Below are 25,661 nucleotides of genomic sequence, written 5' to 3'. Positions count from 1 at the left end.
GCTCCACGCGCGGGCGGCGGCGGCCGGTGGCATCAGGTCCGGGTAGATGCCGCCCGGGGCCGCCGGGTTCCCCGGTGACCCCGGCTCGTCACCCGCCGCGTCGGCCTCGCGTCCGCCGGCCGGCCGCTCGGCCGGCGGGGCGGTGGCGCGGCCCGCCGATCCGGCGGCCTCCGCGTCGGCCTCCGACACCGCGGCGACGCCGAGCAGGCGGGCCGTCTCGCGGTGCCCCAGCCGGGTACGCGGGTCGCGCCGCAGCAGCCCGGTCAGCACCGGCGTCAGCGGGCCGGCGTGCGGGGCCGGGTCGGGCGGACGGGTGGCGAGCGCGGCGAGCGTGGCCATCGCGGTGCTGCGGGCGTACGGGGAGCGGCCCTCCACCGCGGCGTGCAGCGTGGCGCCGAGCGACCACATGTCCGCCTCGACGCTCGACACGCCGTCGGCGGCCCGCTCCGGAGCCACGTACTGGGGGGAGCCGAGGACCAGGCCGGGCCGGGTCATCGCGCCGTCGCCGCCCTGGAACACGGCCAGCCCGAAGTCGGTGAGCAGTACCCGCCCGTCCCGGGCCAGCAGCACGTTCGCGGGCTTCACGTCCCGGTGCAGCACCCCGGCGTCGTGCGCGGCGCGCAGCGCGGCGAGCACCGACAGGCCGATCTCGGCGGCCCGGCCGGGCGGCAGCGGCCCGTCGGTCTCGATGATCTCCTGGAGCGAGCGCGACGGGACGTATTCCATGATCAGCCAGGGTTCGCCCTGGACCCGGACCACGTCGTAGACCCGCACCACGTTGGGGTGGTTGAGCCGCGCGGACGTCCGCGCCTCGCGCAGCGTACGGGCGCGCAACTCGTCCTGCTCGTTCTCGGCGAGCCAGTTCGGCGGCACGACCTGCTTCACCGCGACCTCGCGCTGCAGCTCCTCGTCGCGCGCCCGCCAGACCTGGCCCATCCCGCCGCGGCCGACCAGTTCGAGCAGGCGGTACCGCCCCGCGATCACTACCTCCCGCACCGCACTCCTCACCGCTGGTCAGTGGTCCACAATAGCCAACGGATCGGACGGTACCTATCGCATGTCAGTGCGTCATTCCCCTAACTTGCCGCGCCGGCGAGCAGGTTCCCCTCCGGGACGGCGATCGGGGACCGGTCGCCGGCCAGCAGGGCGGTGGCCCGGCGGGCCTGGAACGCGTCGTGGTCGCGGCGGGCGGTGGCGTAGGCGGCGGCGGTCCGGGCGGCGATCGCCGACCAGGTGTAGCGCCGGCTGACCATGCTGCGCGCCTTGCGGGCCACCCGCCGGGCGAACACCTCGTCGCCGAGCAGCCGGTCGACGGCGCCGGCCAGCGCGTCCGGGTCGCCGTGCGGGAACGTCACACCTGTCACCCCGGGCTCGACGATCTCGGCCAGCCCGCCGGTACGCGCCACAGCGAGCGGCGCGCCGGCCGCCGCCGCCTCCAGCGCGATCATCCCGAACGGCTCGTAGAGGCTGGGGATCACCGTGGCGTCGGTGGCGGCGAGCACCGCCGGAAGCTGGGTGGCGTCCATGAAACCGGCGAACCGGACCGTGTCCCCGAGGTGCAGCCGCCGCGCCTGGTCGACCAGCTCGTCCCGGTACGGCCCGTCCCCGGCGATCACCACCCGCAGGCCGGGGTGCCGCTTCGCCAGGTGCGGCACGGCGTGCATCAGGTGCTGCACGCCCTTCTCGTAGACCAGGCGGCCGGCGTACCCGACGAGCGGCCCGCCCGCGGCGAAGCGTGCCCGGGCGGAGGCGACCGCGTGCGGCCGGGCCCGCCAGGCCCGGTCGTCGACGCCGTTGGCGACCACGTCGATGCGTCCGGCCGGTACGCCGAACAGCCGCGCCACCTGGTCGCGCATGTACCCGGAGCAGGCGATCACCCGGCCGGAGGCGTTGCTCAGCCAGTGCTCGACGCCGTGGATGGTGCGGTTCATCTCCTCCGGCAGCCAGCCCTGGTGCCGGCCCGCCTCGGTGGCGTGGATCGTGGTCACCAGCGGCACGTCCAGGTGCTCGGCCAGCGTGACTGCGGTGTGTGCGACGAGCCAGTCGTGGGCGTGGATCACGTCGTAGGTGCCGGAGGCGGCGGCGCGCAGCGCGGCCCGGGTCAGCGTGTGGTTGAACGCCATCGTCCAGGCCAGCAGCGAGCCGGTGGCGAGCGGGAACCGGACCGGATCCTCGGCGGCGCGGACGACGCGCACGCCCTCGGCGTACTCCTCCAGGGGTGCACCATCGGCGTGGCGGGTGACGACTGTGACCTCGTGCCCGGCGGCCGCGAGCGCTACTGACAGCGCGTGGACGTGGCGGCCGAGGCCACCGACGAGCACCGGCGGGTACTCCCAGGAGAGCAGCAGCACCCGCAGGCGCCGGGCGGGCTGGATGTCGATCACTTCGGCGTCAGCTGACACGCGGCCCCCTTTGAGTTGTGGCGTCCCCACCCCGGCGGCGGCGTCGCCGCGGTGTCCGGTGGGGTCGGCACCCATCCTGCCCAGGGGTCGATAACCGGCGGCGACGCGCCGGTTGCCGGTCTGTAACGCGTTACCGGCGCATCCGCCGCGCGCGCAGCAGCTCGGCCACCGACCACGCCTGGAACGGGCAGCCGGTGGCCGCGTGCGGCGCCGCGCCGTCGGCGGTCTCGCTCACCGACCCCAGGCCGTCCTCGGCGAGGTGGCCCACCAGGCCCACCAGCAGGTCGTCGGTGGGCAGCCCGGCCCGGCGGTACGCGTCCAGCAGCGGCCCGGTCAGCCACGGCCAGACGGTGCCCTGGTGGTACGCGGAGTCCCGCTCGGCGGGCCCGCCCCGGTGCCGGCCGGTCCAGCCGGGGGAGTCCGGGGCGAGACTGCGCGGCCCGAGCGGGGTGAACAGCGCCTCGGTGATCCGGCGCAGCGCGGCCTCGTCCGGCTCCAGCGGCGCGTGCGGCAGCGACCAGGCGAGCAGCTGGTTGGGGCGCAGCAGGTCGTCGTCGTGGTGCGCGGCCCCGCCCAGCGGGTACGCGGGCGCCGGCGCGTCCACCACGTCGTGCAGCCAGCCGGCCGGGGCGGGGAAGCGCTCCCGGAACGCGGCGGTGGCCCGGTGGTGCAGCGCGTGCAGCGCGGCGGCGTCGCGTCCGGCCAGCTCGGTCAGCTCGGCGAGCCCGGCCAGCCCGTTGATCCACAACGCGTTCACCTCGACCGGCTTGCCGGTACGCGGGGTCACCGGCACCCCGTACACCCGGGCGTCCATCCAGGTGAGCGCCACGTCCGGCGGGCCGCCCTGGGTCAGCAGCCCGTCGGCCGGGTCGACGCCGATGCCGTACCGGGTGCCCGCGACGTGCGCCTCGACCACGCCGTGCAGCGCGGGCAGCAGGTCGTCGCCCAGGTCGGTGTCGCCGGTGACGGTGACGTGCCGGTGCACGGCGTGCAGGAACCACAGCGTCGCGTCGACGGTGTTGTACTCGACCCGGCCGGTGTCGGCGGTGTTCGCCAGCATGCCCTCGTTCAGCGTGGCCGCGTACGCCCGCAGCAGGTCCCGGCCCTCGTCGGCACGGTTCGTGCACAGGAACAGGCCCTCGTAGGAGATCATCGTGTCCCGCGACCAGGCCCCGAACCAGGGGTAGCCGGCGACCACGTCCGGGCCGGTGGCGGTGCGGACCACGAACGCGTCGGCGGCGAGCGCGAGCGTCGCCTCGACCGCGTCGCCGGGCTTCGCCGCCGCCACCACCGCGCGGCTGCGCCGGCGGGCCGCCTCGACCACGGCGGTCGCCGGTGGCGGCTCCTCGGCCAGGTCGTCCGCCCAGGCCAGCACCGACACCGTCGCGCCCGGCTCGTCGAGCGCGCCGGTGAACCGGCCCGCGTACCAGAGGTCCTCGTCCGGGTGCAGGCCGCGCTCGGCCTCGGTCCGGTGGCGCACCCCGTGCCACCACTGCCCCTCCGGGATCCAGTCCGGCCCGGCCAGGCGGTACGCGCCGTCGACCACCGCGCCGCCGGCCGCCGGTTCCAGCCGGGGCGCCGGGCCGTCGGCGCGCCGCTCGCCGTGCGCGTCGCGCCAGGTGCAGGCCGCCGCCAGGTCCAGCCGCACCGGGCCACCGGAGATCAACCGGTGCACCACCGCGACGCAGGAGCGGCCGTACGTCATGGCGATCTCCCGTTCGATCACCACGTCGCCGATGCGCCACCGCCAGCGCGGCACCCCGTCGGCCAGGTCGAAGTGCTCCAGCAGCTCGAAGCCGCGCGGGTCGACCACGCCCGAGGACCACTCGTGCGCGCCGAGGCGGACCTGACGCCCCGACGGCAGCGTCACCGCCGGGTCGAGGCTCACGAGTCCCACCTTGCGGGACGCCGGCGTGTCACCGGCCACCACGAGCAGCCCGTGGTACCGGCGGGTACGCAGACCGGCGACGGTGCCCATGGCGTACCCGCCGCGCCCGTCCGTGACCAGCCATTCCCGCGCGGCGGCGGCGGACAGCTCGCCGCAGACCCGCGGCCCGAAACGGATGTCGATCAACTTTCCTCCACCGGCAGCGAGGTGTGACATGCCACGGCGACAATGGCCGCTGTGGAGAAGTACCCCGGTGGCGTCGAAGATGTGCCAGTGATCACCGACCGGTCGACCTCCGCGTCCCCCGACCCCGAGCGGCACCGGCTCGCCCAGGCCGACGCCGGGGAGCAGGACTGGCGCGCATGGGGCCCCTATCTGTCCGAGCGGGCGTGGGGGACCGTCCGGGAGGACTACAGCGAACACGGCACGGCGTGGGACTACTTCCCCCACGACCACGCGCGGTCCCGAGCGTACCGGTGGAACGAGGACGGCATGGCGGGCGTCTGCGACGACCGGCAGACGTTCTGCTTCGCCCTCGCGCTGTGGAACGGGCGCGACCCGATCCTCAAGGAGCGGATGTTCGGCCTCGGCGGCGACGGCGGCAACCACGGGGAGGACGTCAAGGAGTACTGGTGGTACCTCGACAGCACCCCGACGCACTCCTTCATGCGCTGGCGCTACCACTACCCGCAGGCCGCCTTCCCGTACGACGAGCTGGTCGCGGTGAACGCGCTGCGCGGCCGGGACGACACCGAGTACGAGCTGGTCGACACCGGCATCTTCGACGACGACAGGTACTGGGTGGTGACAGTCGACTACGCCAAGGCGTCACCGACCGACATGTGCGTGCTGATCACCGTGGCGAACCGGGGCGAGGAGGACGCGACGCTGCACGTGCTGCCCACGCTGTGGTTCCGCAACACCTGGGCGTGGGGCCTGCCCGGCACCGACCGGATGCCGAAGCTGACCGGCGAGGAGGCCGGGGCGCGGGGCGGCGCCCGCCTCGTCGGTGACCACTGGGTGCTCGGCCAGATCCTGCTGGAGGGCGACGGCGACCCGGTGCCGCTGCTGTGCGACAACGAGACGAACGCCGAGCGGCTGTGGGGGCTGCCGGGGCGGTCGGCGTACCCGAAGGACGGCATCAACGACCACGTCGTGGCCGGCGCCGCCACCGTCAACCCCGACCGCACCGGCACCAAGGGCGCGCTGCACTACGTGCTGGACGTGCCGGCCGGTGAGCAGCGGCAGGTCCGGCTGCGGCTGACCCGTACCGCGCCGCCGCCGGCCGCCGCGCCGCCCGCTGCGGCCGACCTGGGCGACGGGTTCGACACCGTGCTCTGGGCGCGCCGGGCCGAGGCGAACCGGTTCTTCGACACCGTCATCCCGGCCGCCGCCACCGCCGACGAGGCGCTGGTGGCCCGCCAGGCCATCGCCGGGCTGATGTGGGGCAAGCAGTTCTACCACTTCGACGTCGAACGCTGGCTGGCCGGCGACCCCGGCTCCGCGCCGCCGCCGGCCGGCCGCCGGCACGGGCGCAACAGCGCCTGGTGGCACATGAACAGCTTCGACGTGATCTCCATGCCGGACCCGTGGGAGTACCCCTGGTACGCGGCCTGGGACCTCGCCTTCCACTGCGTCACCATCGCCCGGGTCGACCCGGGCTTCGCCAAGGAGCAGATCCTTCTGCTGCTGCGCGAGTGGTACCTGCACCCCAACGGGCAGATCCCGGCGTACGAGTGGGCGTTCGGGGACGTGAACCCGCCGGTGCACGCCTGGGCGGCGCTGAAGGTCTTCGAGATCGACGGCTCCCGCGACCACGAGTTCCTCGCCCGGGTGATGCACAAGCTGCTGCTCAACTTCACCTGGTGGGTCAACCGCAAGGACACCGGCGGCAACAACGTCTTCGAGGGCGGCTTCCTCGGGCTGGACAACGTCGGCCCGTTCGACCGCTCGGCCGCGCTGCCGGTGGCCGGGGTGCTGGAGCAGTCCGACGGCACCGGCTGGATGGCCATGTACGCGCTCAACCTGCTCGACATGGCGATCGTGCTGGCCGAGCACGACCGCGCGTACGTGGACACCGCCACCAAGTTCTTCGAGCACTTCGCGTACATCGCGGCGGCGGCGTACCACCAGGGGCTGTGGGACGCCGAGGACGCGTTCTTCTACGACGTGCTGCGGCTGGCCGACGGGACGAAGGTGCCGCTGAAGGTGCGCTCGGTGGTCGGGCTGCTGCCGCTCGCAGCCGTCACCCGGCTGACCGCCCGGACCATGCGCCGCCTGCCCGAGCTGGGCGCGCGGCTGCGCTGGTTCCTCACCAACCGCCCCGAGTACGCGGAGGTGATCGGCGCCCGCCGGATCGGCCCGGACGGCCGCCAGCAGCGACTGCTGTCGATGGTCGCCCCGGACCAGGTGGTGCGGCTGCTGGCCCGGATGCTCGACACCGACGAGTTCCTCTCCGAGTACGGGCTGCGCACGCTGTCCCGGGCCCACCTGGACAAGCCGTTCACCGTCACGCTCGGCGGGCAGGAGTTCAGCGTCGGCTACGAGCCGGCCGAGTCGACCAGCGGCCTGTTCGGCGGCAACTCCAACTGGCGCGGCCCGATCTGGATGCCGACGAACTTCCTGCTGATCAGCGCGCTGCGCGACTACGCCGCGTTCTTCGGCGACGACCTGCAGGTCGAGTACCCGACCCGGTCCGGGGTGAAGCGCACGCTCGACGAGATCGCCGACGACCTGTCCGCGCGGCTGATCTCGCTGTTCACCCGCGACGGCTGGGGGCGGCGGCCGATCTACGGGGCCGCGCAGCTGTTCCAGACCCACCCGGACTGGCGCGACCTGATCTGCTTCCCGGAGTACTTCCACGGCGACAACGGCGCCGGCCTCGGCGCCTGGCACCAGACGGGCTGGACCGCGCTGGTCGCCGACCTGATCCTCACCCTGCGCCGCTGACGCGGCCGATCCTCACCGTGCGCCGCTGACGTGCGGGGCGCGGCGGGAGTACCGCCGCGCCCGCACGCTCACGGCAGCGGCAGGAACGCCAGCCGGGCGTGGTACTCGCCGGCCACCGTCACCGTGTCGCTGCCGACCCACAGACCACGGTCGGTGGCGTACAGCTCCTGGGTGCCGACGCCCCGGTCCTTCGTCGGGTTCCACGGCAGCGCCTTACCCGTGGTCGGGTGGATCGCCCCGATGCCCGGCCGGGACACTGCGCCCGGACCGGCCGAGTTGCGGCCCTGCGGGTTGTCCAGCCACCGCTGGTGCCCGCCGACGTAGACCGCCGCGCCGGTCACCGCCACCGACAGCAGCGTGTCGCCGCCGGTGTAGTTGGCCCAGGTCGGCTGCTTGCCGCCGGTGGCGGTACCGAACTCGAACCGCGCCGCGGTGTCGCAGAGCGTCCCCGGGAACGGGCCGCCGGTGGTGACCGCCGCGAACCAGGTGCCGTCCGGCGAGATGTCGACGCCCCGCATGTAGACCGGCATCGTCCGCGCGCACTGCGGCTGGTAGCGGTCGGTGGCCCAGCCGGAGAGCGTGGCACCGGCCGCGCTCAGGTCGGCGACGGCGATCTGGTGCCGCGCCACGCCCGCGACGCTGCTGAAGCCGCCCACGAACACCAGCCGCCGGCCGTCGGCGGAGACGTCCAGCGCCTCGACCTTCACCGGCGCGGTGGCACCGGAGGTGGTCGTGCGCGGGCCGGCCAGGTTCAGGTTGACCGACGCGTCGGCCGCCCCGGTGGTGGCGTTCACCGCCGCCAGGGCACGCCGGGTCACCCCGCCGACGGTCTGGAACGCGCCGCCGACGATCAGCCGGTTGCCGGCCAGGCGCATGTCGTTCACCTGGTTGTTCAGCGCCGGCGTGGTGAAACCGGCGACCCGGGCGCCGGTGGCCGCGTCGATCCGGGCCAGCCGGGACGCCGCCGTGCCGTTGACGGTGGTGAACGCGCCGCCGATGTAGAGCGAGCGGCCGTCCGGCGCGGCGGCGAGCGCCTTGACCGCGCCGTTGACCTGCGGCCGGAACGTGGTGTCGATCCGGCCGGTGGTCGCGTCCAGCGCCACCAGCCGGGGCATCGCCAGCTGGGCCGTCTGGCCGGCGTTGCGCACCTTGGTGAACGTGCCGGCGACGTACACGCGGTTGCCGATCTGGAGGATGCGGTGGACGGTGCCGTCCAGCGCGTGCGGCGTCCAGTCGACGGGGTTGGTGCCGACCACTGTGGTGTGTGAGGCGTTGACGGCCAGTGCCGGGGATCCCGGCAGCGCCGCGCCCGCGACGGCGAGCGTCGCGGCCACCGCGACGGCGGCGCGCCGCCGGCGCCGTCGTCCAGGTGGATGATCGGGTGAGATCGTCATGGCCGAAGCATGCCGTCGGACCAGGGATTCCGCAGTCGGGTAGCCGCCGGTAACGGGCCGCCGACCGGATAATCCGCGTGGCCCGTCCGGCGACCGGGCAGTACGGTGTGCGAGGTCCGCGAGGGGGAGGGGGACACGATGCCGTCGCGCCGGGACGCCGCCGTGCTGGTCTTCGACGCCGACGACACGCTCTGGGAGAACAACGTCCTGTTCGAGCGCGTCATCGACGACTTCCTCACCTGGCTGGACCATCCCACGCTGGACCGCGCCCGGATCCGCGCGGTGCTCGACGACATCGAGCGCGCCAACGCCGTCGCGCACGGCTACGGCAGCAAGGTCTTCCTGCGCAGTCTCGGCGAGTGCCTGGAGAAGCTGCGCGAGCGTCCGGCCACCGCGCGGGAGCGCGCCGAGATCGAGCAGCTCGCCGCGGCGCTGGTCGGGCACCAGGTGGAGCTGATGCCGGGCGTGGCCGAGACGCTCGACGACCTGGCCGGCCGGCACGAGCTGCTGCTGCTGACCAAGGGCGAGCGCGAGGAGCAGCAGCGCAAGCTGGACGCCTGCGGGCTGCTGCACCACTTCCGGGCCGCGCACATCGTCCCGGAGAAGGACGCCGACACCTACCGCTGGCTGGCCCGCGAACACGCCTTCGACCCGGCGGCGGCCTGGATGATCGGCAACTCGCCGCGCTCGGACATCCTGCCCGCCCGGGCCGCCGGGATGAACGCGGTCTTCATCCCGAACGAGAACACCTGGGTCCTGGAGCACGACGAGCTGGACCCGTCCGACCAGCGGGTGATCCGGCTGGCCGCGTTCCCCGACCTGGTCCATCACTTCTGAGCGGGCCGGTAACGTCCGGGACGTGCCGCTGACCTTCCCGTCGCACCTGGCGCCGGTGCTGCCGCTGAAACGGTGGCGGCCGGGCTGGTTCGACGGGGTGGCGCTGTGCACCGGCGCGGTGGCGCCGGACGTCGGGTACCTGGTCACCGGCACGCCGCTGGCCCTGAACCTGCGGACGCACACGCTCGGCGGCCTGCTCTGGTGGTGCCTGCCGGTCGCCCTCGTGTACGCCTGGCTGGTGCGTCGCGTGGTCGCCGGCATCGCGGTGCACCTGCCCGGGCAACGGTTGTTCGGCTGGCCCTGGTACGTGACGCTGGCCCGGGTGCGTCACCCCTGGCAGGTGACCGTCTGCTCGGCGCTGATCGGCGCGTTCAGCCACGTGGCGTGGGACCGGGTCAGTCACAGCGAGCGGCTGCCCCGGCTGCTCGGCGTCGCCGACTTCCGCGCGCTGACCGGCGTCTACTGGTTCCAGTTCGCGGATGTCGTCGCCGGTCTCGGCGGCGGACTGCTGGTGGTCGTCCTGGCCGTGCACGAGGCCCGCCGCGCCCTGCGGGCGGGCGGCGTGCCCGAATCCGCGCCGGAGGCGAACCCGAACGTGTTCTGGCGGGTCGCGCTGGCGGTCACCGGCCTCGGCGCGCTGCTGATGCCCGCGCTGCCGGCCGCCGCCGTCCCCGCCCCGGCGGGCGTACGGGCGCTGCACGTGGCCGCGCTGGCGCTCGTCGCCGGTGCCGTCGCGGCCCGGACCGTGCGGCTGCGGCAGGCCGGGCGCAGTCCGCGTCTCGAAGTCGAACAGCGCGAAACCGGCTGACCCCGTTACGCCGACATGCCGCAATTCGGCATAGACATCAATCACAGGCGCGGTCGCCGGTCATCGCTTGTCCGGCCTGCGCAGACGCGCCTAACCTGAGCCGGCGTCCACGTCTCGTCGGGGTGAGACGGGGGCGCACCGGAGTCCGGTGGTGAGAGCACCGTGGAGCTGAGTGCGGGCATACCGGCTCGCCGCGCGGAGCCCGGCGGAAGGCGTCGTGCCACGCCTGCCGGGTTCCCGTGGCGCAGACCGCTACCGAACCGGACGGCCGGGGTCAGGACCGGGGAGTTGCGGACCCGGTCCTGACCCGTCCGGCACCCTTCACCGGTTGACGGATTCCGGGTGGGACGCCTCTGGTGCGTGAGCCGGTCACGGAGCGACACTGAGTCATGACTCCTCAGCGCGTACCGCTGCTCGCCGGCCTGGTCGTGCTGTTCGCGGCGGCCTGCACGGCGACCGGCCACGACGGCGCGTCCCCGGCGCCCACCCCGACGATCGCGGCGGCGTCCGCGCCGGCCGCCACCGGGACGCCGGAGGCCACGCCCACCCCGCCGGTGCCCACCGAGGCCGAGCCGGCCGCCGGGTCCTGGCACGCCACCTGGGGCTGGGCGGTGCCCGCCGGCCCGGTCCGGGTGGCCCATCGGGTACGGGTGCCGGTCGCCCCGCCGCCCGGGGAACCGCTGCCCGTCCTGGTGGCGATCGGCGTCGGCGACCACCCGGTGGAGGGGTTCAGCCGGATCACGTTCGCCTTCCGCGGACCCACACCGTCCTACGAGGTCGCCTACGTGCCGCAGGTGGTGACCGAGGGGCGCGGGGCGCCGGTCACGCTGCCCGGTACCGCGTACCTGTCGGTGCGGTTCGACCCGGCCCAGGCGCACGACGCCCGCGGCGGCGGGACGGCGGACCTGCCACCGGCGGCGATCCGCTTCCCGACGCTGCGCGGATGGGCGGTGGCCGGCGACTACGAGGGACACCTCAGCTTCGGGCTCGGCCTGCGGCCGCCCGACGGCGGCCGGCTCCCGGTGCGGCTGGGGGAGGCCGACCGCCCGGACGGCACCCACGTCGTCTCGGTCGACGTCCGGCGGAGCTGACGCGGGCCCGCGTCAGCGGTCGATGACCCTGTTGTTCTCGTCGATGCCGTGGGTGCGCCAGTAGACGTCCCACTCGTCGTCGACGTACTTCGGCACCTTGCCCTCCGGGTAGCGCACGTACGGCGGCGACGGCTCCTCGCCGTCCGGCACGCAGGAACTGCCGCCCTGCGGGCCGACCGCGATCACCGGGTACTCGTCGCTGCCGCAGATGCTCTGCCGCAGGGAACAACCGGTGGTCGCCATCAGCCCGGTCAGTCCGAGCACGGCAAGAACGATCATGATTCGGGTTCGCACGGGGAGTATTCTCGCCGCCCCGGGCGGACCCGCCATCGGTACGCGTACTCAATCCCCGGGCCGGCGCGGGCTCAGGTCAGCTCGCCCCGCACGATCGCCACCGCCACCCGGCAGAACTCGTCCATGTCCGGCTGGAAGCCGGCCGCGATGTCCGGGTGCAGGCCGGAGCGGGTCTCGTCGAGCAACCGACGGCAGACGTCCTCCACCGGCTCGCCGGCGTAGCCGGCGCGGACCCGGTCGGCGGCCGCCTGCAGGGCCGACGTCAGCTGATCCTCCAGCGGGCCGCGCAGCTTCTGCTGCACCGGATCGAGCCCGCTCGGGTCGAGCGTGACATGTGGCTCCGACATCGGCACTCCCTTCGTCGGCGTCCGCGGTACCCCACCGCGGACGTCGGTCAAACCATCGTCGGTACGGCCGACACCCGGACCAGATACGAGAACTCCTCCGCCGGCTCCTCGACGTACGACAGCCGGCGGATCTGCCGGTCGTCGGACCAGAGCGCGACGTCGACCAGCACCCCGAGGTGGGCGAGGCCGATGGAGGAGACCCGTTTCTTGTCCTGGAGCACCGCGCACACGCCGCCCAGCAGCGTGCTGGCGTCGGAGGTGCGGTGCCCGGGCGGACAGCGCAGGGTCAGGTCCACCTCGACCGGACCGGTCAGCGGGGTCCACCCGGTGCGCTGGGCCGCCGTGCAGGCGGCCTGGAGCAGGGTGCGGACCCTCGTCGCCTGCCGGTGCCCGGCGGCGAAGATGGACAGGGCCTCGGTCTTGACCGGGGGCAGGCCGCTCACCTCGAACGTCAGGGCGAGAGCGCGGGTGTCCTGCACGACGGCACCTCCTCGGGGGGAATCCTGCCCAACCGGGGAACGCGCGCACGGCACTTCCCGTCAGAACCAACCGATCGGGCGGGCGATGGGGGACGGCCGGAGGCGCATCGGCGTCGACGGCGACGCGCCGGCTACGGAGCCAGCCCCACGCTAGTGCAGACCGCTGACGCTGGGTAGCCTCGCCGTTTCACGACGTGGGACGACGTGTCGATCTCCCCGGCCCGGTTCGTGCCGTCGCCGTCACATGTCCGTGATGTTTCGCTCCGTCGCAGGTCGGGCACGTTCAGCCGCACGACACGCCCGGGGCGTCGGGCGATCGGGCCGATGCCCCGGTCGTATCGCCGTGCACCGGGGCACGGGTCACCCCCCGGTTCTTCGCCGAAGAGAGGGGGAGGGTGATGACGACAGTCCCCGACACGGCCGCACGGCGGCCGGCCGGACGCGCGGCGGCGGCAGCCGCCGCGCTGGCGTTGGTGGCCCCGCTGGCCGCCTGCGGATCCGGCGGCGACGGCGGCGTCCCCACGATCAACCTGTACTACCCGCCGGAGCAGAACCTGCAGAAGGTCGTCGACACCTGCAACACGCAGGCACAGGGGCGGTACCGGATCGACTACCGGGTGCTGCCGCGCGAGGCCGACGAGCAGCGGGTGCAGATGGTACGGCGGCTCGCCGCGCAGGACACCGGGATGGACGTGCTCGGCCTGGACGTCACGTGGACCCAGGAGTTCGCCAGCGCCAAGTGGATCCGGGAGTGGACCGGCCAGGACAAGGCCGAGGTCGAGCAGGGCACGCTGGCCGGCCCGCTGGACACCGCCCGGTACGAGGACAAGCTCTACGCCGCGCCCAAGAACACCAACGTGCAGCTGCTCTGGTACCGGTCCGACCTGGTGTCGCAGCCGCCGAAGACCTGGGACGAGATGATCTCGGCCGCCCAGCAGCTCAAGGAGCAGGGCAAGCCGTACCAGGTGCTCACCATGGGCGCCCAGTACGAGGGCCTGGTGGTGCTCTACAACACGCTCGCCGAGAGCGCCGGCGGCAAGATCCTCAGCGACGACGGCAAGAAGGCGGAGATGGACGCCGGCGCGGTCCGCGCGCTCGACCAGCTCCAGAAGTTCGCCACGTCGGGCGTGACCTCGCCGTCGTTCAGCAACGCGCTCGAGGACCCGGTGCGGCTGGAGTTCCAGTCCGGCAAGGGCGCGTTCCAGGTGAACTGGCCGTTCGTCTATCCGGCGCTCCAGGAGGCCAACCCCGACCTGGCGAAGAACGTGAAGTGGGCCCGGGTGCCGGGCATCGACCCGGGCACCCCCAGCAAGGTCACCATCGGCGGGGTCAACCTGGCGGTCAGCACCTACTCGAAGCACCCGGAGGAGTCGTTCGAGGCGGCCCGCTGCCTGCGTAACGCCGAGAACCAGAAGTTCTCCGCCGTCAACGACGGCGTGCCGCCCACCATCGAGGCCGTCTACGACGACCCGGAGATGACCGAGGCGTACCCGATGAAGGAGACCATCCTGGAGGAGCTGAAGGAGCCGGCGGTGCGGCCGCTGACCCCTGCCTACCAGAGCATCTCCACGGTGATGTCGGCGATCCTGTCGCCGCCGTCGGCGATCCGGCCCGAGCAGACCGCCGACGAGCTGCGCAAGGCGATCTCCGACGCGCTGGAGTCCAAGGGGGTTCTGCCATGAGCGTGAACGCCACCCCGGCCGGCGCGCAGGCCGCCGCCGAGGCCGAGGCCGAGCAGCCCGGCGGACGGCACACCGCCGTACCGGAGCAGCGGTCCCGGCGCGGCTCCCGCGCCCCGCTGAGTGACAACAAGCGCGCCGAGCGGCGCCTCGGCCTGCTGCTGTGCGCGCCGGCCGCGCTGGTCATGGTGCTGGTCACCGCGTACCCGATCCTGTACTCGGTCTGGCTGTCACTGCAGCGCTTCGACCTGCGCTTCCCCGACGAGCGGCAGTTCGTCGGCCTGGAGAACTACGTCACCGTGCTGACGAACGACTTCTGGTGGACCGCGTTCGGCGTGACCGCGCTGATCACCGTGGTCACCGTCGCGGTCGAGCTGGTGCTCGGCATGGGCCTGGCGCTGATCATGCACCGGACGCTCGTCGGCCGCGGCATCGTCCGCACCGCCGCGCTGATCCCGTACGGCATCGTGACGGTGGTCGCCGCGTTCTCCTGGCGGTACGCCTGGACGCCCGGCACCGGCTACCTGGCGAACCTGTTCGACGGCAGCGCCCCGCTGACCGAGCGGGCCAGCTCACTGGCGATCATCATGCTGGCGGAGATCTGGAAGACCACCCCGTTCATGGCGCTGCTGCTCATGGCCGGGCTGGCGCTGGTGCCGGAGGACCTGCTCAAGGCGGCCTCCACCGACGGCGCGACGGCGTGGCAGCGGTTCACCAAGGTGATGCTGCCGGTGATGAAGCCCGCCATCCTGGTCGCGCTGCTGTTCCGCACGCTCGACGCGTTCCGGGTCTTCGACAACATCTTCGTGCTCACCAACGGCGGCAACGAGACGTCGTCGGTGTCGATGCTCGCCTACAACAACCTGATCCGGGGCCTGAACCTCGGCATCGGCTCCACGATGTCGGTGCTGATCTTCATCACCGTGGCGATCATCGCCTTCGTGTTCGTGAAGCTGTTCGGCACCGCTGCCCCGGGCAGCGACGATGGGGAGAGGCGCTGACATGGCAGTGGAAACCACCACGCGGGCGAAGGTGCGCTGGGGCCTGCTGGACGTCGTGGTCGTCGTCTTCGCGCTGGTCCCCGTGCTCTGGATCGCCTCGCTGTCGTTCAAGACCCCGGCCACGCTCACCGACGGCAAGTTCTGGCCGCGCGAGTGGACGCTGGACAACTACCGGACCATCTTCGACACCGACCAGTTCGTCCGGGCCCTGGTCAACTCCATCGGCATCGCGCTGATCGCCACCGCGATCGCCGTGGTGCTCGGGACGATGGCCGCGTACGCGATCTCCCGGCTCGACTTCCCGGGCAAGAAGCTGCTTGTCGGCGTCTCGCTGCTGATCGCGATGTTCCCGCAGGTGTCGCTGGTGTCGCCGCTGTTCGAGATCGAGCGGCAGCTCGGGCTGTTCGACACCTGGCCCGGGCTGATCCTGCCGTACATCACGTTCGCGCTGCCGCTGGCGATCTACACGCTGTCGGCGTTCTTCAAGCAGATCCCGTGGGATCTGGAGAAGGCGGCGAAGATGGACGGCGCCACCCAGGGGCAGGCGTTCCGGCGGGTGATCGCGCCGCTGGCCGCGCCCGGCGTGTTCACCACGGCCATCCTGGTCTTCATCTTCTGCTGGAACGACTTCCTGTTCGCGATCACGCTCACCTCGACCGAGCGGTCCCGCACGGTCCCGGTGGCGCTGCAGTTCTTCACCGGCGAGTCGCAGTTCGAGGACCCCACCGGGGCGATCTGCGCCGCCGCCGTGGTGATCACCGTGCCGATCATCCTGTTCGTGCTCTTCTTCCAGCGCCGCATCGTCTCCGGTCTGACCTCCGGCGCAGTCAAGGGATAGGTGGTAGCAATGGCCGACATCGTGCTGGACAAGGTGAGCAAGCGGTTCCCGGACGGCACCACCGCCGTACAGGACGTCGACCTGGAGATCGCCGACGGCGAGTTCGTCATCCTGGTCGGCCCGTCCGGCTGCGGGAAGTCCACCACGCTCAACATGATCGCCGGGCTGGAGGACATCAGCTCCGGTGAGCTGCGCATCGGCGGCGAGCGGGTCAACGACAAGGCGCCCCGGGACCGCGACATCGCGATGGTCTTCCAGTCGTACGCGCTCTACCCGAACATGACGGTGCGGGAGAACATGGCGTTCCCGCTGCGGCTGGCGAAGGTGGACAAGGAGACCATCAACCAGAAGGTCGACGAGGCGGCGAAGGTGCTGGAGCTGACCGCGCTGCTGGACCGCAAGCCGGCGAACCTGTCCGGCGGCCAGCGGCAGCGGGTGGCGATGGGCCGGGCGATCGTCCGCCAGCCCAAGGCGTTCCTGATGGACGAGCCGCTGTCGAACCTGGACGCCAAGTTGCGGGTGCAGATGCGCACAGTGGTGTCGCGGCTGCAGAAGCAGCTCGGCACCACCACCGTCTACGTCACCCACGACCAGACCGAGGCGATGACGCTCGGCGACCGGGTGGTCATCATGCGGGGCGGGGCGGTGCAGCAGGTCGGGCCGCCGCAGGAGCTGTACGACCACCCGCGCAACCTGTTCGTCGCCGGGTTCATCGGCTCGCCGTCGATGAACTTCGTGCACGCCGTCGTGGAGGACGGCCGGCTGCGGACCGCGCTCGGTGACGTGCCGGTCGGCGACCGGATCCGCCGCGAGCTGGAGGCCGGTGACGCGCCCAAGGAGCTGATCCTCGGCATCCGCCCGGAGCACTTCGAGGACGCGGCGCTGATCGACGACGAGACCCGCCGCCGGGGCATGGAGTTCGAGGCGCCCGTCGACATCGTCGAGTCGATGGGCTCGGACAAGTACGTCTACTTCACCGTCGAGGGGGAGCGGGCCACCGCCGCCGAGCTGGAGGAGCTGGCCGCCGACACGGGTGCCGCGGACTTCGCCGGCGGCGGGTCGAACCTGGTCACCCGGCTGTCGGCGGAGTCGCCGGTACGCGAGGGCGAGTCCCGCCGGGTGTGGTTCAACCTGGAGAAGATCCACCTGTTCGACCCGGGCAGCGGACGCAACCTGACGCTGCACGAGGGCCGGTCGGCCGGCGCGCTCGCCGACTGATCCCGGACGCGCCCGAGGGCCGGTGGCATGTGCGCCGCCGGCCCTCGGCATGCCCGCCGGAGGGCGACGGCCGGACCCGCGCCGTCACCAGGAGTGGCGCAGCTCCAGGCCCAGGAAGCGGGCGTACGCGGTCAGGGCGGCGTCGACCCGGGCGCGCAGCGCGGGGTCGAACGGCACGAGCTGCTGCACCGTCACCGTGACCGCCTTCGCGCCGATCGTCCGCGTCCAGGTGCCGGCCACGCGCCCGCCCCGCACCACAGTCGACCGGAACACCCCGTTGTTGCCGGGGACCACAGCGGCGGCGTGCGCCGGGTCGAGCATCAGCGAGCGGTCCTTGAAGCCGAGCAGGTATTCGTCGAAGCCGGGCAGCGTGTGCACGTCGTCGACCGGCGCGCGGGGCGCGTCGAGCAGCGCGGCGTCGACCACCGCGGGCTCGCCGTCGACCTCGACCGGGGCGAGCAGGTCACCGGCCAGCGTGATGGCCCGGGTCGCGTCGGTGACGGTCAGGCCGGTCCACCGGGCCAGCTCGTGCCGGCTCACCGGGCCGTGGCCGCGCACGTAGCGGTGCGCCAGCATCGCCAGCGCCTCGTCGCGCTCCGGGCGGTGCGGGTCGGGCGCCCACTCGTCGAGCAGCGCGAACGTCTGCTCGGTGCCGACGTGCGGCGCGATGCAGGTGACGCCGCGCTGGCTGGCGTACCAGAGCAGGTGGTAGCCGCGCTGACCGTCGGTGGCCAGCCCGGCGGCGCGCAGCGCCGCCACGCACTCGGCGCGGGAGAGCCGGCCACCGCCGGTCAGCGCCGCACCCAGCACCTCACCGGCCCGTTCGCCGTCGGCGACGGTCAGCCCGAGCTGCCGCCACCGCCCGGCGATGCCGGCCAGCGTCCGCGCCCCGGTCAGGTCCAGCATCCACCGCGCGTCGCGCGCCGGGACCAGGTGCACGGTGCCGCGCATCGGCCAGGTGCGCAGGGCCTCGCGCCGTTCCAGCGCCGCGCGGACGTCGTCCTGGGTGGTGCCGGGAAGGCGTACGCCGAGCGACCACAGCCCGCTCGCCGCGTCCTGCGCCTGCATGGCGCCGAACCACTCGACCACGTCGGCGACGCCCCGCGGGCGGGCGGTGGGGTGCGGGCGCAACAGCAGGCCGGTCATGCGCAGCGCGAGCGCTTCGGCGCGGTTGAGGCGTACGGTCACGGGCGTCAGCGTAGGCCCGGGGTACGACAGCGCGGCCCCTGATCGCGCTGCGCCGGCGGCGCTGCCGACATCAGCGCGATCCCCCGTTCAGGTTCCCGGCGCGGGGGCGGCCGCTGCGGCCGGCGCCGGTCCGATCAGCATCCCGTGTGAGCTGCACCGGAACAGCGATTGCCGGCGGAACTTGCGCAAATCTTGAGCCACGCTCAGTCCAGGCGCCGGTGCATGACCAGCAGATCGACGTACCCCCGGGTGGGGTGCCGGAAGCCCTCCGGCACCCGGCCGATCACCTCGAAGCCCAGCGACCGCCACAGCTCGACGGCCCGGGTGTTCGTCGCCACCACGGCGTTGAACTGCATGGCCCGGTAGCCGTCGGCCCGGGCCGCGTCGAGCACGTACGCGGCCAGCGCCCGGCCGACGCCGCGCCCGGCGGCGGCCGGGGCCACCATGAACGAGGCGTTCGCCACGTGGTCGCCGGGACCGCCCTGGTTCGGCGCCAGCTTGGCCGAGCCGAGCACCGCGCCGTCCGGCGCCACCGCGACCACCGTCCGCGCCGGCGCCGGCGGCATCCAGAGCCTGCGGGCCTGCTCCTCCGTGACGTCGCGGGGCCAGGTGTACGTCTCGCCGGCCGCGACGATCTCGCGGAGGAACGGCCAGATGAGCGGCCAGTCGGCGGGCGTGGCGGTGCGGATCTCCACCCGGAGAGCATGCCACGCCCGGAGTTTGACGGGACAAGTAACGGGTAGTCGCCGGAGCTGACCCGAAACGAGGAGGGAACGTCTGATGGATGGCCAGGTCAAGGTCGCGGTGATCTACTACAGCGCGACCGGCATCACCTACCAGATGGCGCAGGCGGCGGTCGAGGCGGCGGGGGAGGCCGGCGCCGAGGTGCGTCTGCGCAAGGTACGTGAGCTGGCGCCCGACGAGGCGATCCGCTCCAACTCCGGCTGGCAGGCGCACCGGCTGGAGACCCAGGACGTGATGGAGGCGCAGCCGGACGACCTGTCCTGGGCCGACGTGATCATCATGGGTTCACCGACCCGGTACGGCATGATCGCCGCCCAGCTCAAGCAGTTCATCGACACCACCGGCCCGCTCTGGGCGGCCGGCGCGCTCGCCGACAAGGTCTACAGCGGGTTCACCTCGACCGCCACGTCGCACGGCGGCCAGGAGGCGACGCTGCTGTCGCTGTACACGGTCTTCTACCACTGGGGCGGCATCGTGGTGACCCCCGGCTACACCGACCCGAGCCAGTTCGTCGCCGGCAACCCGTACGGCGCCTCGCACACCAGCAACAACGGCGAGGTCGCCCCGGACCACGTGGCACTGGCCGCCACCGCGCTGACCGCCAAGCGGGCCGTGCTCATGGGCGCCGCGCTGAAGCGGGGCATGGCCGGCTGACCCGACTGGCGACCGGTGGCCGGGCGGGGGCTCTCGAACCCGCCCGGACCACCGGTCGCCAGTGCCCTACCCGCGATCGGCCGCTCCATGCGCGCTCAGCGCCGGCCGGTCGAGCAGATGCCCGAGCAGGTCCGCCAGGACCCTCGTGCCGTCCTGGCTGAGCACCGACTCCGGGTGGAACTGCACCCCGGCGAAGCCCGCGCCGCGCAGCGCGTGCACCGCGCCGTCGGCCGGATCCCGGGACACCTCCACCGGGCCGTACGGTCCGGCGACCCGGTCGGCGTCGGCGCGGGCGGTGAAGCTGGCGTAGAACCCGACCCGCCGGGTCGTCCCGAACACCGGCACGTCCCGCGGCAACCCCTGGTACGGCGCGTCCCGGCGGTGCAGCGGCAGGCCCAGCAGCCCGGCGAGCAACTGGTGGCCCAGGCACACCGCGAGCGTCGGCCGGCCGGACGCGAGCAGCTCGGTCAGCAGCGCCCGCAGCGCCACCATCTTCGGCGCGGTCGCGTCGCGCGGGTCACCCGGGCCGGGGCCGACCACCACCAGGTCGTAGCCGTCCAGCGGGCCCGGGTCCGGCCAGTCCCGCCGGGTCACCGCCAGGCCGAGCGCGCCGAGCTGGTGGGCCAGCATGCCGGTGAACGTGTCCTCGCCGTCGACGATCAGCGCCCGGCGTCCGGCCAGCCCGCGCAGCGCGAGCGCCCCCGGTTCCCGCTGCTCCAGCCAGAACCGGGCCAGCGGGGCGTTGCGGGCGGCCAGCGCGGCGCGTACCTCCGGGTCGTCGGCGTACCGGACGGCCGGTTCGGTGGCCGAGCGCGGTGCGTCCGGGCCCAGGCCGAGGGCGGCCAGCACGCCGGCGGCCTTGGCGTGCGTCTCGGCCACCTCCCCGGCGGTGGTGGAGTGCCGGACCAGCGTGGCGCCGACCGGCACGCGCAGCGCGCCCTCGGGCGAGATCTCGGCGGTACGGATCAGGATCGGCGCGTCCAGCGTCTGCCGGCCCTGCTCGTCGCGGCCCAGAAGCGCGAGCACCCCGGCGTAGTAGCGCCGCCCGGCGCGCTCGTGCCGGGCGATGACCCGGCAGGCGTTCTCCATCGGGCTGCCGGTGACCGTCGGCGCGAACATGGTCTCCCGCAGCACGTCGCGCACGTCCCGGGAGCAGCGCCCGGCCAGCAGGTACTCGGTGTGCGTCAGGTGCGCCATCTCCTTCAGGTACGGCCCGACCACCTGGCCGCCGCGCTCGGCGACCACCGCCATCATCTTCAGCTCCTCGTCGAGCACCATGTACAGCTCCTCCACCTCCTTCTCCTCGTGCAGGAAGCGCAGCAGCTCAGCCCGGTCGACGGTTTCGCCCCGGTGCCGGAACGTGCCGCTGATCGGGTTCATCTCGACCAGCCCGTCGGCGACGCTGACGTGCCGCTCGGGGCTGGCGCCGACCAGGATCCGGGTGCCGGTGTGCACCAGGAACGTCCAGTACGCGCCCCGCTCGCGCAGCAGCAGCCGGCGCAGCGCGGCCAGGGCCGCCGCCAGCGGGTCGCCCTGCACCGTGGCGCGCATGGTGCGGTGGATGACGAAGTTCGCCCCCTCGCCGCGGCCGATCTCGTCGGCAAGCACCCGTTCCACGATCGCCGCGTACTCGTCGTCGGCGATGTCGAAGCCCGCGTCGCGGGTGCGCACCTCGGCGTCGGGCAGATCGTCGAGCAGATCGGCCAGCGGTATCCGCCGGTGCTCCTCGACCGTGAGGAACTCCAGCGGCAGCCCGTCGTCGACGCACTCGAATCCGCGTTCGGTGACCTGCCGGAACGGCACCAGGGCCAGCGTGTGCGCACCGGCGCCGTGCTCGGGCAGCGGCAGGTCGGCGAGCAGGCCGGCGGTGCGTACCGGGCCGGTGAACAGGTCGACGTGGTCGGCGCCCTCGCGGCGGACGAGCGCGAACGGGCCGGGGTCGCGGCCGGCGGCGACGGCGGCGAGCGGGTCGGACGGGCGGGTCATCGGGTCTCCTCGGTGGGCCGGTGGCCGCCGGTGAAGGCGACCCGGGATGCCGGGAGAGACCGGCGGCCGCCTCGTCGGGCGGCCGCGTGGGGAAGCTACGCGCGGGGGTGGGCCGCCGGGTCGGCGGGCCACCAGCAGGACAGGTGCGCGGGCATGACGGTCACTGTACGCGATGGGCGGGAGCCGGGGAACCCGATCGCGCGGCACCGGGGACGGATCTTGGCGTGGCCGCCGGTCCCGCCGGGTAGGTTGACCGGCGATGGACATTCTCGCTCTGGACCTGGGCACCTCCTCGGTGCGTGGCCTGGTGCTCGACGCGGACGCGGTGCCGCGCCCGGGCGCGCTGGCCCGGCGGCGGGTGCCCCTGGTCACCGGCGACGACGGCAGCGGAACGCTCGACGGCGCGGCCTACCTGGCGTGCCTGATCGAGTGCGTGGACGAGCTGGCCGCCGGTGGGCACCTGCGGGACGTCGACCTGGTGGCGACCTCCGCGCAGTGGCACTCGGTGCTGCCGCTGGCCGCCGACGGCACACCGTCGGGGCCGGTGCTGACCTGGCTGGACACCCGCCCGGAGCCGCTTCCCGGCGCGAGGGGGCCGGCCGACCCGGACGACTTCCACACGCGCACCGGCACGTGGTGGCACCGCTGCTACTGGTCGGTGCGGCTGCCCTGGCTGCGCGAGCGCGCCGACGGGGCCGCCCGCTTCACCGGGCTCGCCGAGTACGCGCTCGGCACGCTGCTCGACGAGGCGCCGATGTCCATCTCGCTGGCCTCCGGCACCGGGCTGCTCGACCTGCGGCGCCTGGACTGGGATCCGGAGGCGTGCGAGCTGGCCGGCGTACGTCCGGATCAGATGCTGCGGCTGGCCCCGGACGGCTGGCACGGCCGGCTGAACGCGACGTACGCGCGGCGCTGGCCGCAGCTGGCCGGCGCGCGGTGGGCGCCGCCGGTCGGCGACGGCGCGGCCGCGAACGTCGGCTCGGGCTGCGTCGACCCGACCCGCGCGGCGGTCACGGTCGGCACCTCGGCGGCGGTCCGCATGATCCAGGCGGTGCCGGCGGGCGCGGCGCCACCACCGCTGCCGGATCAGCTCTGGCGGTACCGGGTCGACCACCACCACGTGGTCACCGGCGCGGCGTACTCCAGCGGCGGCAACCTGTTCGCCTGGGCGGCGCGCGAGTTGCGGCTGCCGGAGGGCCGGGAGCTGGAGATGGCGCTCGACCGTTCCGCCGCCTCGGTGCGCGCCAACCCCCGTTTCGGCGGCGACCGGCCACCGGGCACCGCCCCGGCGGGCTCGGGGGAGCTGCACGGGCTGAGCTTCGGCACCACAGCGGTCGACATCCTGGCCGGGCTGATGAGCGGCCTGTGCCGGCTGGTCGCTGACGACCTGACGCTGCTGGAGGCCGGTGTCGGCGAGCCGATGGAGGTGGTCCTCGGCGGTGGGGCGCTGACCGCCTCGCCGTGGTGGCGCGGGGCGTTCCTCGACGTGCTCGCGCCCCGCCGGGTGTGCTGGCAACGCAACCCGGAGATCGGCGCGACCGGCGCCGCGCTCATCGCGCTGGGCCGGGTCGCGGAGGCGGACGAGATCGCCGGGGTCGGCCGGACGGACGAGGCCGCCTCGCACGCGTGACCGTCCACCCGAGGCGCTGACCGTCCTGGTCATGCCGTCCGGGCGGCCGTTGACACCGACCGACGGCCTGATTGGATGGACTCCGCTCCCCGACGTGGTGGGGCGGGACGAGGAGGCAACCGTGGGCGCAGGTCCCGACCCGGTTCGCGGCGCGGCCCCTCAGCCGCACCGGCGGCGCTCCGGGTTCCGGCTGCGGGACTGGCGGATGGGCACCAAGCTCGCCACGGTGCTGGTGATCCCCTCGCTGGCGTTCCTGGTCCTGGCCGGCATCCAGACCCGGGGCCTGGTCGGGCAGACCACCACGCTGAGCGCCTTCGCCGAGCAGGTCGGGATCGGCCGGCAGATCTCCACCGCGGTGGACCGGCTCCAGCACGAGCGGGACCGCACCGCCGGTGAACTGGCCGCGTTGCGCCGGGCCGGCACCGGCGCCGACCGGGACGCCGCTGTCGCCGCGCTCCGGCCCCTTCAGGAGGCCACCGACCGGGCGGTGGCCGAGCTGCGGGACGCGGCCGCGCCGCTGGCCGACGCCGACGCCGCCTGGCGGGTCTCCTACTCCGAGGCGCTGGAGGCGTACGACCAGGTGGTGAACATCCGGGCGGCGGTGGCGCCGGCCGTGCTGTCCAGCGACACCGTGCTGAGCAACTACCACAGGTCCGTCGCGGCGCTGCTGAACCTGCTGGCCGAGCCGACGCCCGGCAGCGGCCGGCAGGAGCTGACCGAGGCGGTGCTGCGGTACGTGCAGATCTCCCGGGTCAAGGAGCTGTCCTCCCGCATCCGCGCGGAGCTCTACGCCGCCGCCCGGGCCGGCCGGTACGAGGCCGACGACCAGGTGACGCTCAGCGACCTGCGGGCCCAGCAGCTCACCGCGCTGGGCGCCTTCCGGGTCGCGGCGACCGCCGACCAGATCCGCCGCTACGACCGCACCTCGGTCGACCCGGCGTTCGTCGCGGCCATCCGGATGGAGGAGCGCACGCTGCCCGGCGGCGACGCGAAGCCGGCCCTGCTCGACGCGACCCAGTGGTGGGCGGCCAGCGAGCAGCGGCAGGATCTGTTCCGCCAGTTGGAGAGCGACATCGTCGCCGACGCGGTACGCCAGGCCGACGACGCCAGCGCCCGCCAGCTGCGCGACACGCTGCTGGTGGCCGGCGCGATCGCCACGGTGCTCCTGTCCGCGGTGCTGATCTCGCTGCTGGTCGGCCGGTCGGTGGCGCGCGGCATGCGGCAGCTGCGCGGCCAGGCGCTGCGGATCGCACAGGTGGACCTGCCGCTGACGCTGCAACGGCTGCGCACCGTGGACCGGCCGATCGGCACGATCGACGTACCGCCCGCGGTGGTCGACTCGCAGGACGAGATCGGCGAGCTGGCGGAGGCGTTCGTGGCGGTGCACCGCAGCGCCGTCGACGTCGCCGTCGAGCAGGCGATGATGCGGCGCAACGTCAACGCCATGTTCGTCAACCTGGCCCGGCGCAGCCAGGTCCTCGTCGAGCGGCAGCTGGAGCTGCTCGACGACCTCGAACGCGAGGAGAGCGACCCGGACCAGCTGGAGAACCTGTTCAAGCTCGACCACCTCGCCGCCCGCATGCGCCGTAACGACGAGAGCCTGCTGGTGCTCGCCGGCACCGAGTCGACCCGGCGGTGGAACCGTCCGGTGGGCCTGGGCGCGGTGCTCCTGGCCGCCAGCGCGGAGATCGAGCAGTACCAGCGGGTACGTCACGAGAACCGGACCGACCTGCACGTCGTCGGGCACGCGGTGGGCGACCTGGTGCACCTGTTCGCCGAGCTGCTGGAGAACGCCACCGCCTTCTCCCGCCCGGACACGGCGGTACGGGTGGTGGTCGAGCCGGACGGCCGGGGCGCGCTCGTGCAGATCGTCGACGAAGGGCTGGGCATGAGCCCGCCGGCGCTGGCCGAGGCGAACGCGGTGCTCGCCGAGCCACCGGCCGCCGACGTGTCGGCCTCGGAACGGATGGGCCTGTTCGTGGTGAGCCACCTGAGCGCCCGGCACGGCGTGCGGGTGCGGTTGAGCGCCGGCCGGGAGGGCCTGGTGGCGCGGGTACGGATCCCGGTCGAGCTGCTGGCCGAGGCGCCCGCGCCGGAGACGGACCGGCCGGCGCCGGGCCGGCTCGTGCGGGGGCCGGAGCCGCAGATGCTCACCGGACCGGTCGCCGCGTCCGGCGCGCTCGCCGCGGCCACCGCCGAACTGCCGGTGGCCGGCTGGCGTCCGGCGCCGGGCC

The 25,661-nt window shown here is 73.8% G+C and carries 21 protein-coding genes; 11 read left to right on the top strand and 10 right to left on the bottom strand.

Translation table 11 applies throughout. The features are described 5' to 3' along the window. The 3 genes from ACPCK6_RS25065 to ACPCK6_RS25055 form a co-directional block, all read right to left on the bottom strand. A partial coding sequence (locus tag ACPCK6_RS25065; RefSeq protein WP_423482396.1) for a serine/threonine-protein kinase occupies window positions 1–996 on the bottom strand: 996 nt, incomplete at its 3' end. Between the two features lie 80 nt (window positions 997–1,076). Then, window positions 1,077–2,402 (bottom strand): glycosyltransferase family 4 protein, encoded by a 1,326-nt coding sequence (locus tag ACPCK6_RS25060; RefSeq protein WP_423482395.1) that lies wholly within the window; start codon window positions 2,400–2,402, stop codon window positions 1,077–1,079. Window positions 2,403–2,532: 130 nt separating this feature from the next. After that, on the bottom strand, window positions 2,533–4,476 hold the full coding sequence (locus tag ACPCK6_RS25055) for an amylo-alpha-1,6-glucosidase (RefSeq protein WP_423482394.1): 1,944 nt from the start codon (window positions 4,474–4,476) through the stop codon (window positions 2,533–2,535). 42 nt (window positions 4,477–4,518) lie between these two features. On the opposite strand from ACPCK6_RS25055, the gene ACPCK6_RS25050 reads away from it, so the two are divergent. After that, window positions 4,519–7,239, top strand: a complete 2,721-nt coding sequence (locus ACPCK6_RS25050) for an MGH1-like glycoside hydrolase domain-containing protein (protein WP_423482393.1) — start codon at window positions 4,519–4,521, stop codon at window positions 7,237–7,239. 68 nt (window positions 7,240–7,307) lie between these two features. Here ACPCK6_RS25050 and ACPCK6_RS25045 read toward each other — a convergent pair whose 3' ends face one another. Continuing rightward, complete coding sequence (locus ACPCK6_RS25045; RefSeq protein WP_423482392.1) at window positions 7,308–8,633, bottom strand: hypothetical protein; 1,326 nt, start codon at window positions 8,631–8,633, stop codon at window positions 7,308–7,310. Between the two features lie 138 nt (window positions 8,634–8,771). Between ACPCK6_RS25045 and ACPCK6_RS25040 the strand changes: the two genes are divergently transcribed. The 3 genes from ACPCK6_RS25040 (at window position 8,772) to ACPCK6_RS25030 (ending at window position 11,369) form a co-directional block, all read left to right on the top strand. Continuing rightward, complete coding sequence (locus ACPCK6_RS25040; RefSeq protein WP_318334730.1) at window positions 8,772–9,470, top strand: HAD family hydrolase; 699 nt, start codon at window positions 8,772–8,774, stop codon at window positions 9,468–9,470. 22 nt (window positions 9,471–9,492) lie between these two features. Next, a complete protein-coding gene (locus tag ACPCK6_RS25035; protein WP_423482391.1) occupies window positions 9,493–10,278 on the top strand; it encodes a DUF4184 family protein in 786 nt (261 codons plus the stop codon). A gap of 389 nt (window positions 10,279–10,667) precedes the next feature. After that, window positions 10,668–11,369, top strand: coding sequence for an AMIN-like domain-containing (lipo)protein (locus ACPCK6_RS25030; protein ID WP_423482390.1), 702 nt, complete (start codon window positions 10,668–10,670; stop codon window positions 11,367–11,369). A 12-nt stretch (window positions 11,370–11,381) separates the two neighbouring features. Here ACPCK6_RS25030 and ACPCK6_RS25025 read toward each other — a convergent pair whose 3' ends face one another. The 3 genes from ACPCK6_RS25025 to ACPCK6_RS25015 all read right to left on the bottom strand — a co-directional run bounded on the left by ACPCK6_RS25025 (window position 11,382) and on the right by ACPCK6_RS25015 (window position 12,489). Beyond that, a complete protein-coding gene (locus tag ACPCK6_RS25025; protein WP_318334727.1) occupies window positions 11,382–11,663 on the bottom strand; it encodes an SCO0607 family lipoprotein in 282 nt (93 codons plus the stop codon). Window positions 11,664–11,734: 71 nt separating this feature from the next. Continuing rightward, entirely contained in the window at window positions 11,735–12,010 is a 276-nt protein-coding gene (locus ACPCK6_RS25020) for a hypothetical protein (protein ID WP_013287312.1), read from the bottom strand. Window positions 12,011–12,057: 47 nt separating this feature from the next. Next, window positions 12,058–12,489, bottom strand: coding sequence for a RusA family crossover junction endodeoxyribonuclease (locus ACPCK6_RS25015; RefSeq protein WP_135241065.1), 432 nt, complete (start codon window positions 12,487–12,489; stop codon window positions 12,058–12,060). Window positions 12,490–12,887: 398 nt separating this feature from the next. Between ACPCK6_RS25015 and ACPCK6_RS25010 the strand changes: the two genes are divergently transcribed. From ACPCK6_RS25010 to ACPCK6_RS24995, 4 genes are read left to right on the top strand one after another with little or no spacing between them, the layout of a single operon-like run. Next, complete coding sequence (locus ACPCK6_RS25010; protein WP_396882924.1) at window positions 12,888–14,171, top strand: ABC transporter substrate-binding protein; 1,284 nt, start codon at window positions 12,888–12,890, stop codon at window positions 14,169–14,171. Continuing rightward, complete coding sequence (locus tag ACPCK6_RS25005) at window positions 14,168–15,169, top strand: carbohydrate ABC transporter permease (RefSeq protein ID WP_396882925.1); 1,002 nt, start codon at window positions 14,168–14,170, stop codon at window positions 15,167–15,169. Before ACPCK6_RS25010 ends, ACPCK6_RS25005 begins: the two co-directional genes overlap by 4 nt. A 1-nt stretch (window position 15,170) precedes the next feature. Next, window positions 15,171–16,007 carry a carbohydrate ABC transporter permease gene (locus ACPCK6_RS25000; protein WP_135241062.1) on the top strand — a complete coding sequence of 279 codons (837 nt, stop codon included), beginning with the start codon at window positions 15,171–15,173 and terminating at the stop codon, window positions 16,005–16,007. A 9-nt stretch (window positions 16,008–16,016) separates the two neighbouring features. Next, a complete protein-coding gene (locus ACPCK6_RS24995) occupies window positions 16,017–17,225 on the top strand; it encodes an ABC transporter ATP-binding protein (protein ID WP_318334723.1) in 1,209 nt (402 codons plus the stop codon). 84 nt (window positions 17,226–17,309) lie between these two features. Here the strand turns inward: ACPCK6_RS24995 and ACPCK6_RS24990 are convergent, their stop codons facing one another. Then, window positions 17,310–18,413, bottom strand: a complete 1,104-nt coding sequence (locus ACPCK6_RS24990; protein WP_423482389.1) for a winged helix DNA-binding domain-containing protein — start codon at window positions 18,411–18,413, stop codon at window positions 17,310–17,312. A 203-nt stretch (window positions 18,414–18,616) separates the two neighbouring features. Further along, on the bottom strand, window positions 18,617–19,108 hold the full coding sequence (locus ACPCK6_RS24985; protein ID WP_396882927.1) for a GNAT family N-acetyltransferase: 492 nt from the start codon (window positions 19,106–19,108) through the stop codon (window positions 18,617–18,619). Between the two features lie 85 nt (window positions 19,109–19,193). On the opposite strand from ACPCK6_RS24985, the gene wrbA reads away from it, so the two are divergent. Continuing rightward, window positions 19,194–19,811: an NAD(P)H:quinone oxidoreductase gene (gene wrbA, locus ACPCK6_RS24980; protein WP_120569050.1), complete on the top strand. Its 618-nt coding sequence runs from the start codon at window positions 19,194–19,196 to the stop codon at window positions 19,809–19,811. A gap of 66 nt (window positions 19,812–19,877) precedes the next feature. Here wrbA and ACPCK6_RS24975 read toward each other — a convergent pair whose 3' ends face one another. Next, window positions 19,878–21,797, bottom strand: coding sequence for a chorismate-binding protein (locus ACPCK6_RS24975; RefSeq protein ID WP_423482388.1), 1,920 nt, complete (start codon window positions 21,795–21,797; stop codon window positions 19,878–19,880). 259 nt (window positions 21,798–22,056) lie between these two features. Here ACPCK6_RS24975 and ACPCK6_RS24970 point away from each other — a divergent pair, with 259 nt between their 5' ends. Both ACPCK6_RS24970 and ACPCK6_RS24965 read left to right on the top strand, forming a co-directional pair. Further along, the gene (locus ACPCK6_RS24970; RefSeq protein ID WP_396882929.1) at window positions 22,057–23,427 is read left to right on the top strand and encodes an FGGY family carbohydrate kinase; all 1,371 of its coding nucleotides are present in this window, start codon (window positions 22,057–22,059) and stop codon (window positions 23,425–23,427) included. Between the two features lie 121 nt (window positions 23,428–23,548). Then, window positions 23,549–25,661: sensor histidine kinase (locus ACPCK6_RS24965; RefSeq protein WP_423482387.1), on the top strand; the 2,113-nt coding region annotated here is incomplete at its 3' end.

The organism is Micromonospora sp. AB353 (assembly GCF_049538395.1).
GTDB classification, from domain to species: domain Bacteria; phylum Actinomycetota; class Actinomycetes; order Mycobacteriales; family Micromonosporaceae; genus Micromonospora; species Micromonospora aurantiaca.
This window is presented reverse-complemented; position numbering and strand designations above follow the sequence as displayed.

Bases quoted from the DNA above. Each gene is read 5' to 3' on its own strand.
- ACPCK6_RS24975 (WP_423482388.1), bottom strand. From the start codon at position 21,797: ATGACCCGCCCGTCCGACCCGCTCGCCGCCGTCGCCGCCGGCCGCGAC.
- wrbA (WP_120569050.1), top strand. From the start codon at position 19,194: ATGGATGGCCAGGTCAAGGTCGCGGTGATCTACTACAGCGCGACCGGC.
- ACPCK6_RS25000 (WP_135241062.1), top strand. From the start codon at position 15,171: ATGGCAGTGGAAACCACCACGCGGGCGAAGGTGCGCTGGGGCCTGCTG.
- ACPCK6_RS25045 (WP_423482392.1), bottom strand. From the start codon at position 8,633: ATGACGATCTCACCCGATCATCCACCTGGACGACGGCGCCGGCGGCGC.
- ACPCK6_RS25010 (WP_396882924.1), top strand. From the start codon at position 12,888: ATGACGACAGTCCCCGACACGGCCGCACGGCGGCCGGCCGGACGCGCG.
- ACPCK6_RS25005 (WP_396882925.1), top strand. From the start codon at position 14,168: ATGAGCGTGAACGCCACCCCGGCCGGCGCGCAGGCCGCCGCCGAGGCC.
- ACPCK6_RS25040 (WP_318334730.1), top strand. From the start codon at position 8,772: ATGCCGTCGCGCCGGGACGCCGCCGTGCTGGTCTTCGACGCCGACGAC.
- ACPCK6_RS24970 (WP_396882929.1), top strand. From the start codon at position 22,057: ATGGACATTCTCGCTCTGGACCTGGGCACCTCCTCGGTGCGTGGCCTG.
- ACPCK6_RS25020 (WP_013287312.1), bottom strand. From the start codon at position 12,010: ATGTCGGAGCCACATGTCACGCTCGACCCGAGCGGGCTCGATCCGGTG.
- ACPCK6_RS25030 (WP_423482390.1), top strand. From the start codon at position 10,668: ATGACTCCTCAGCGCGTACCGCTGCTCGCCGGCCTGGTCGTGCTGTTC.
- ACPCK6_RS24995 (WP_318334723.1), top strand. From the start codon at position 16,017: ATGGCCGACATCGTGCTGGACAAGGTGAGCAAGCGGTTCCCGGACGGC.
- ACPCK6_RS25050 (WP_423482393.1), top strand. From the start codon at position 4,519: ATGGCCGCTGTGGAGAAGTACCCCGGTGGCGTCGAAGATGTGCCAGTG.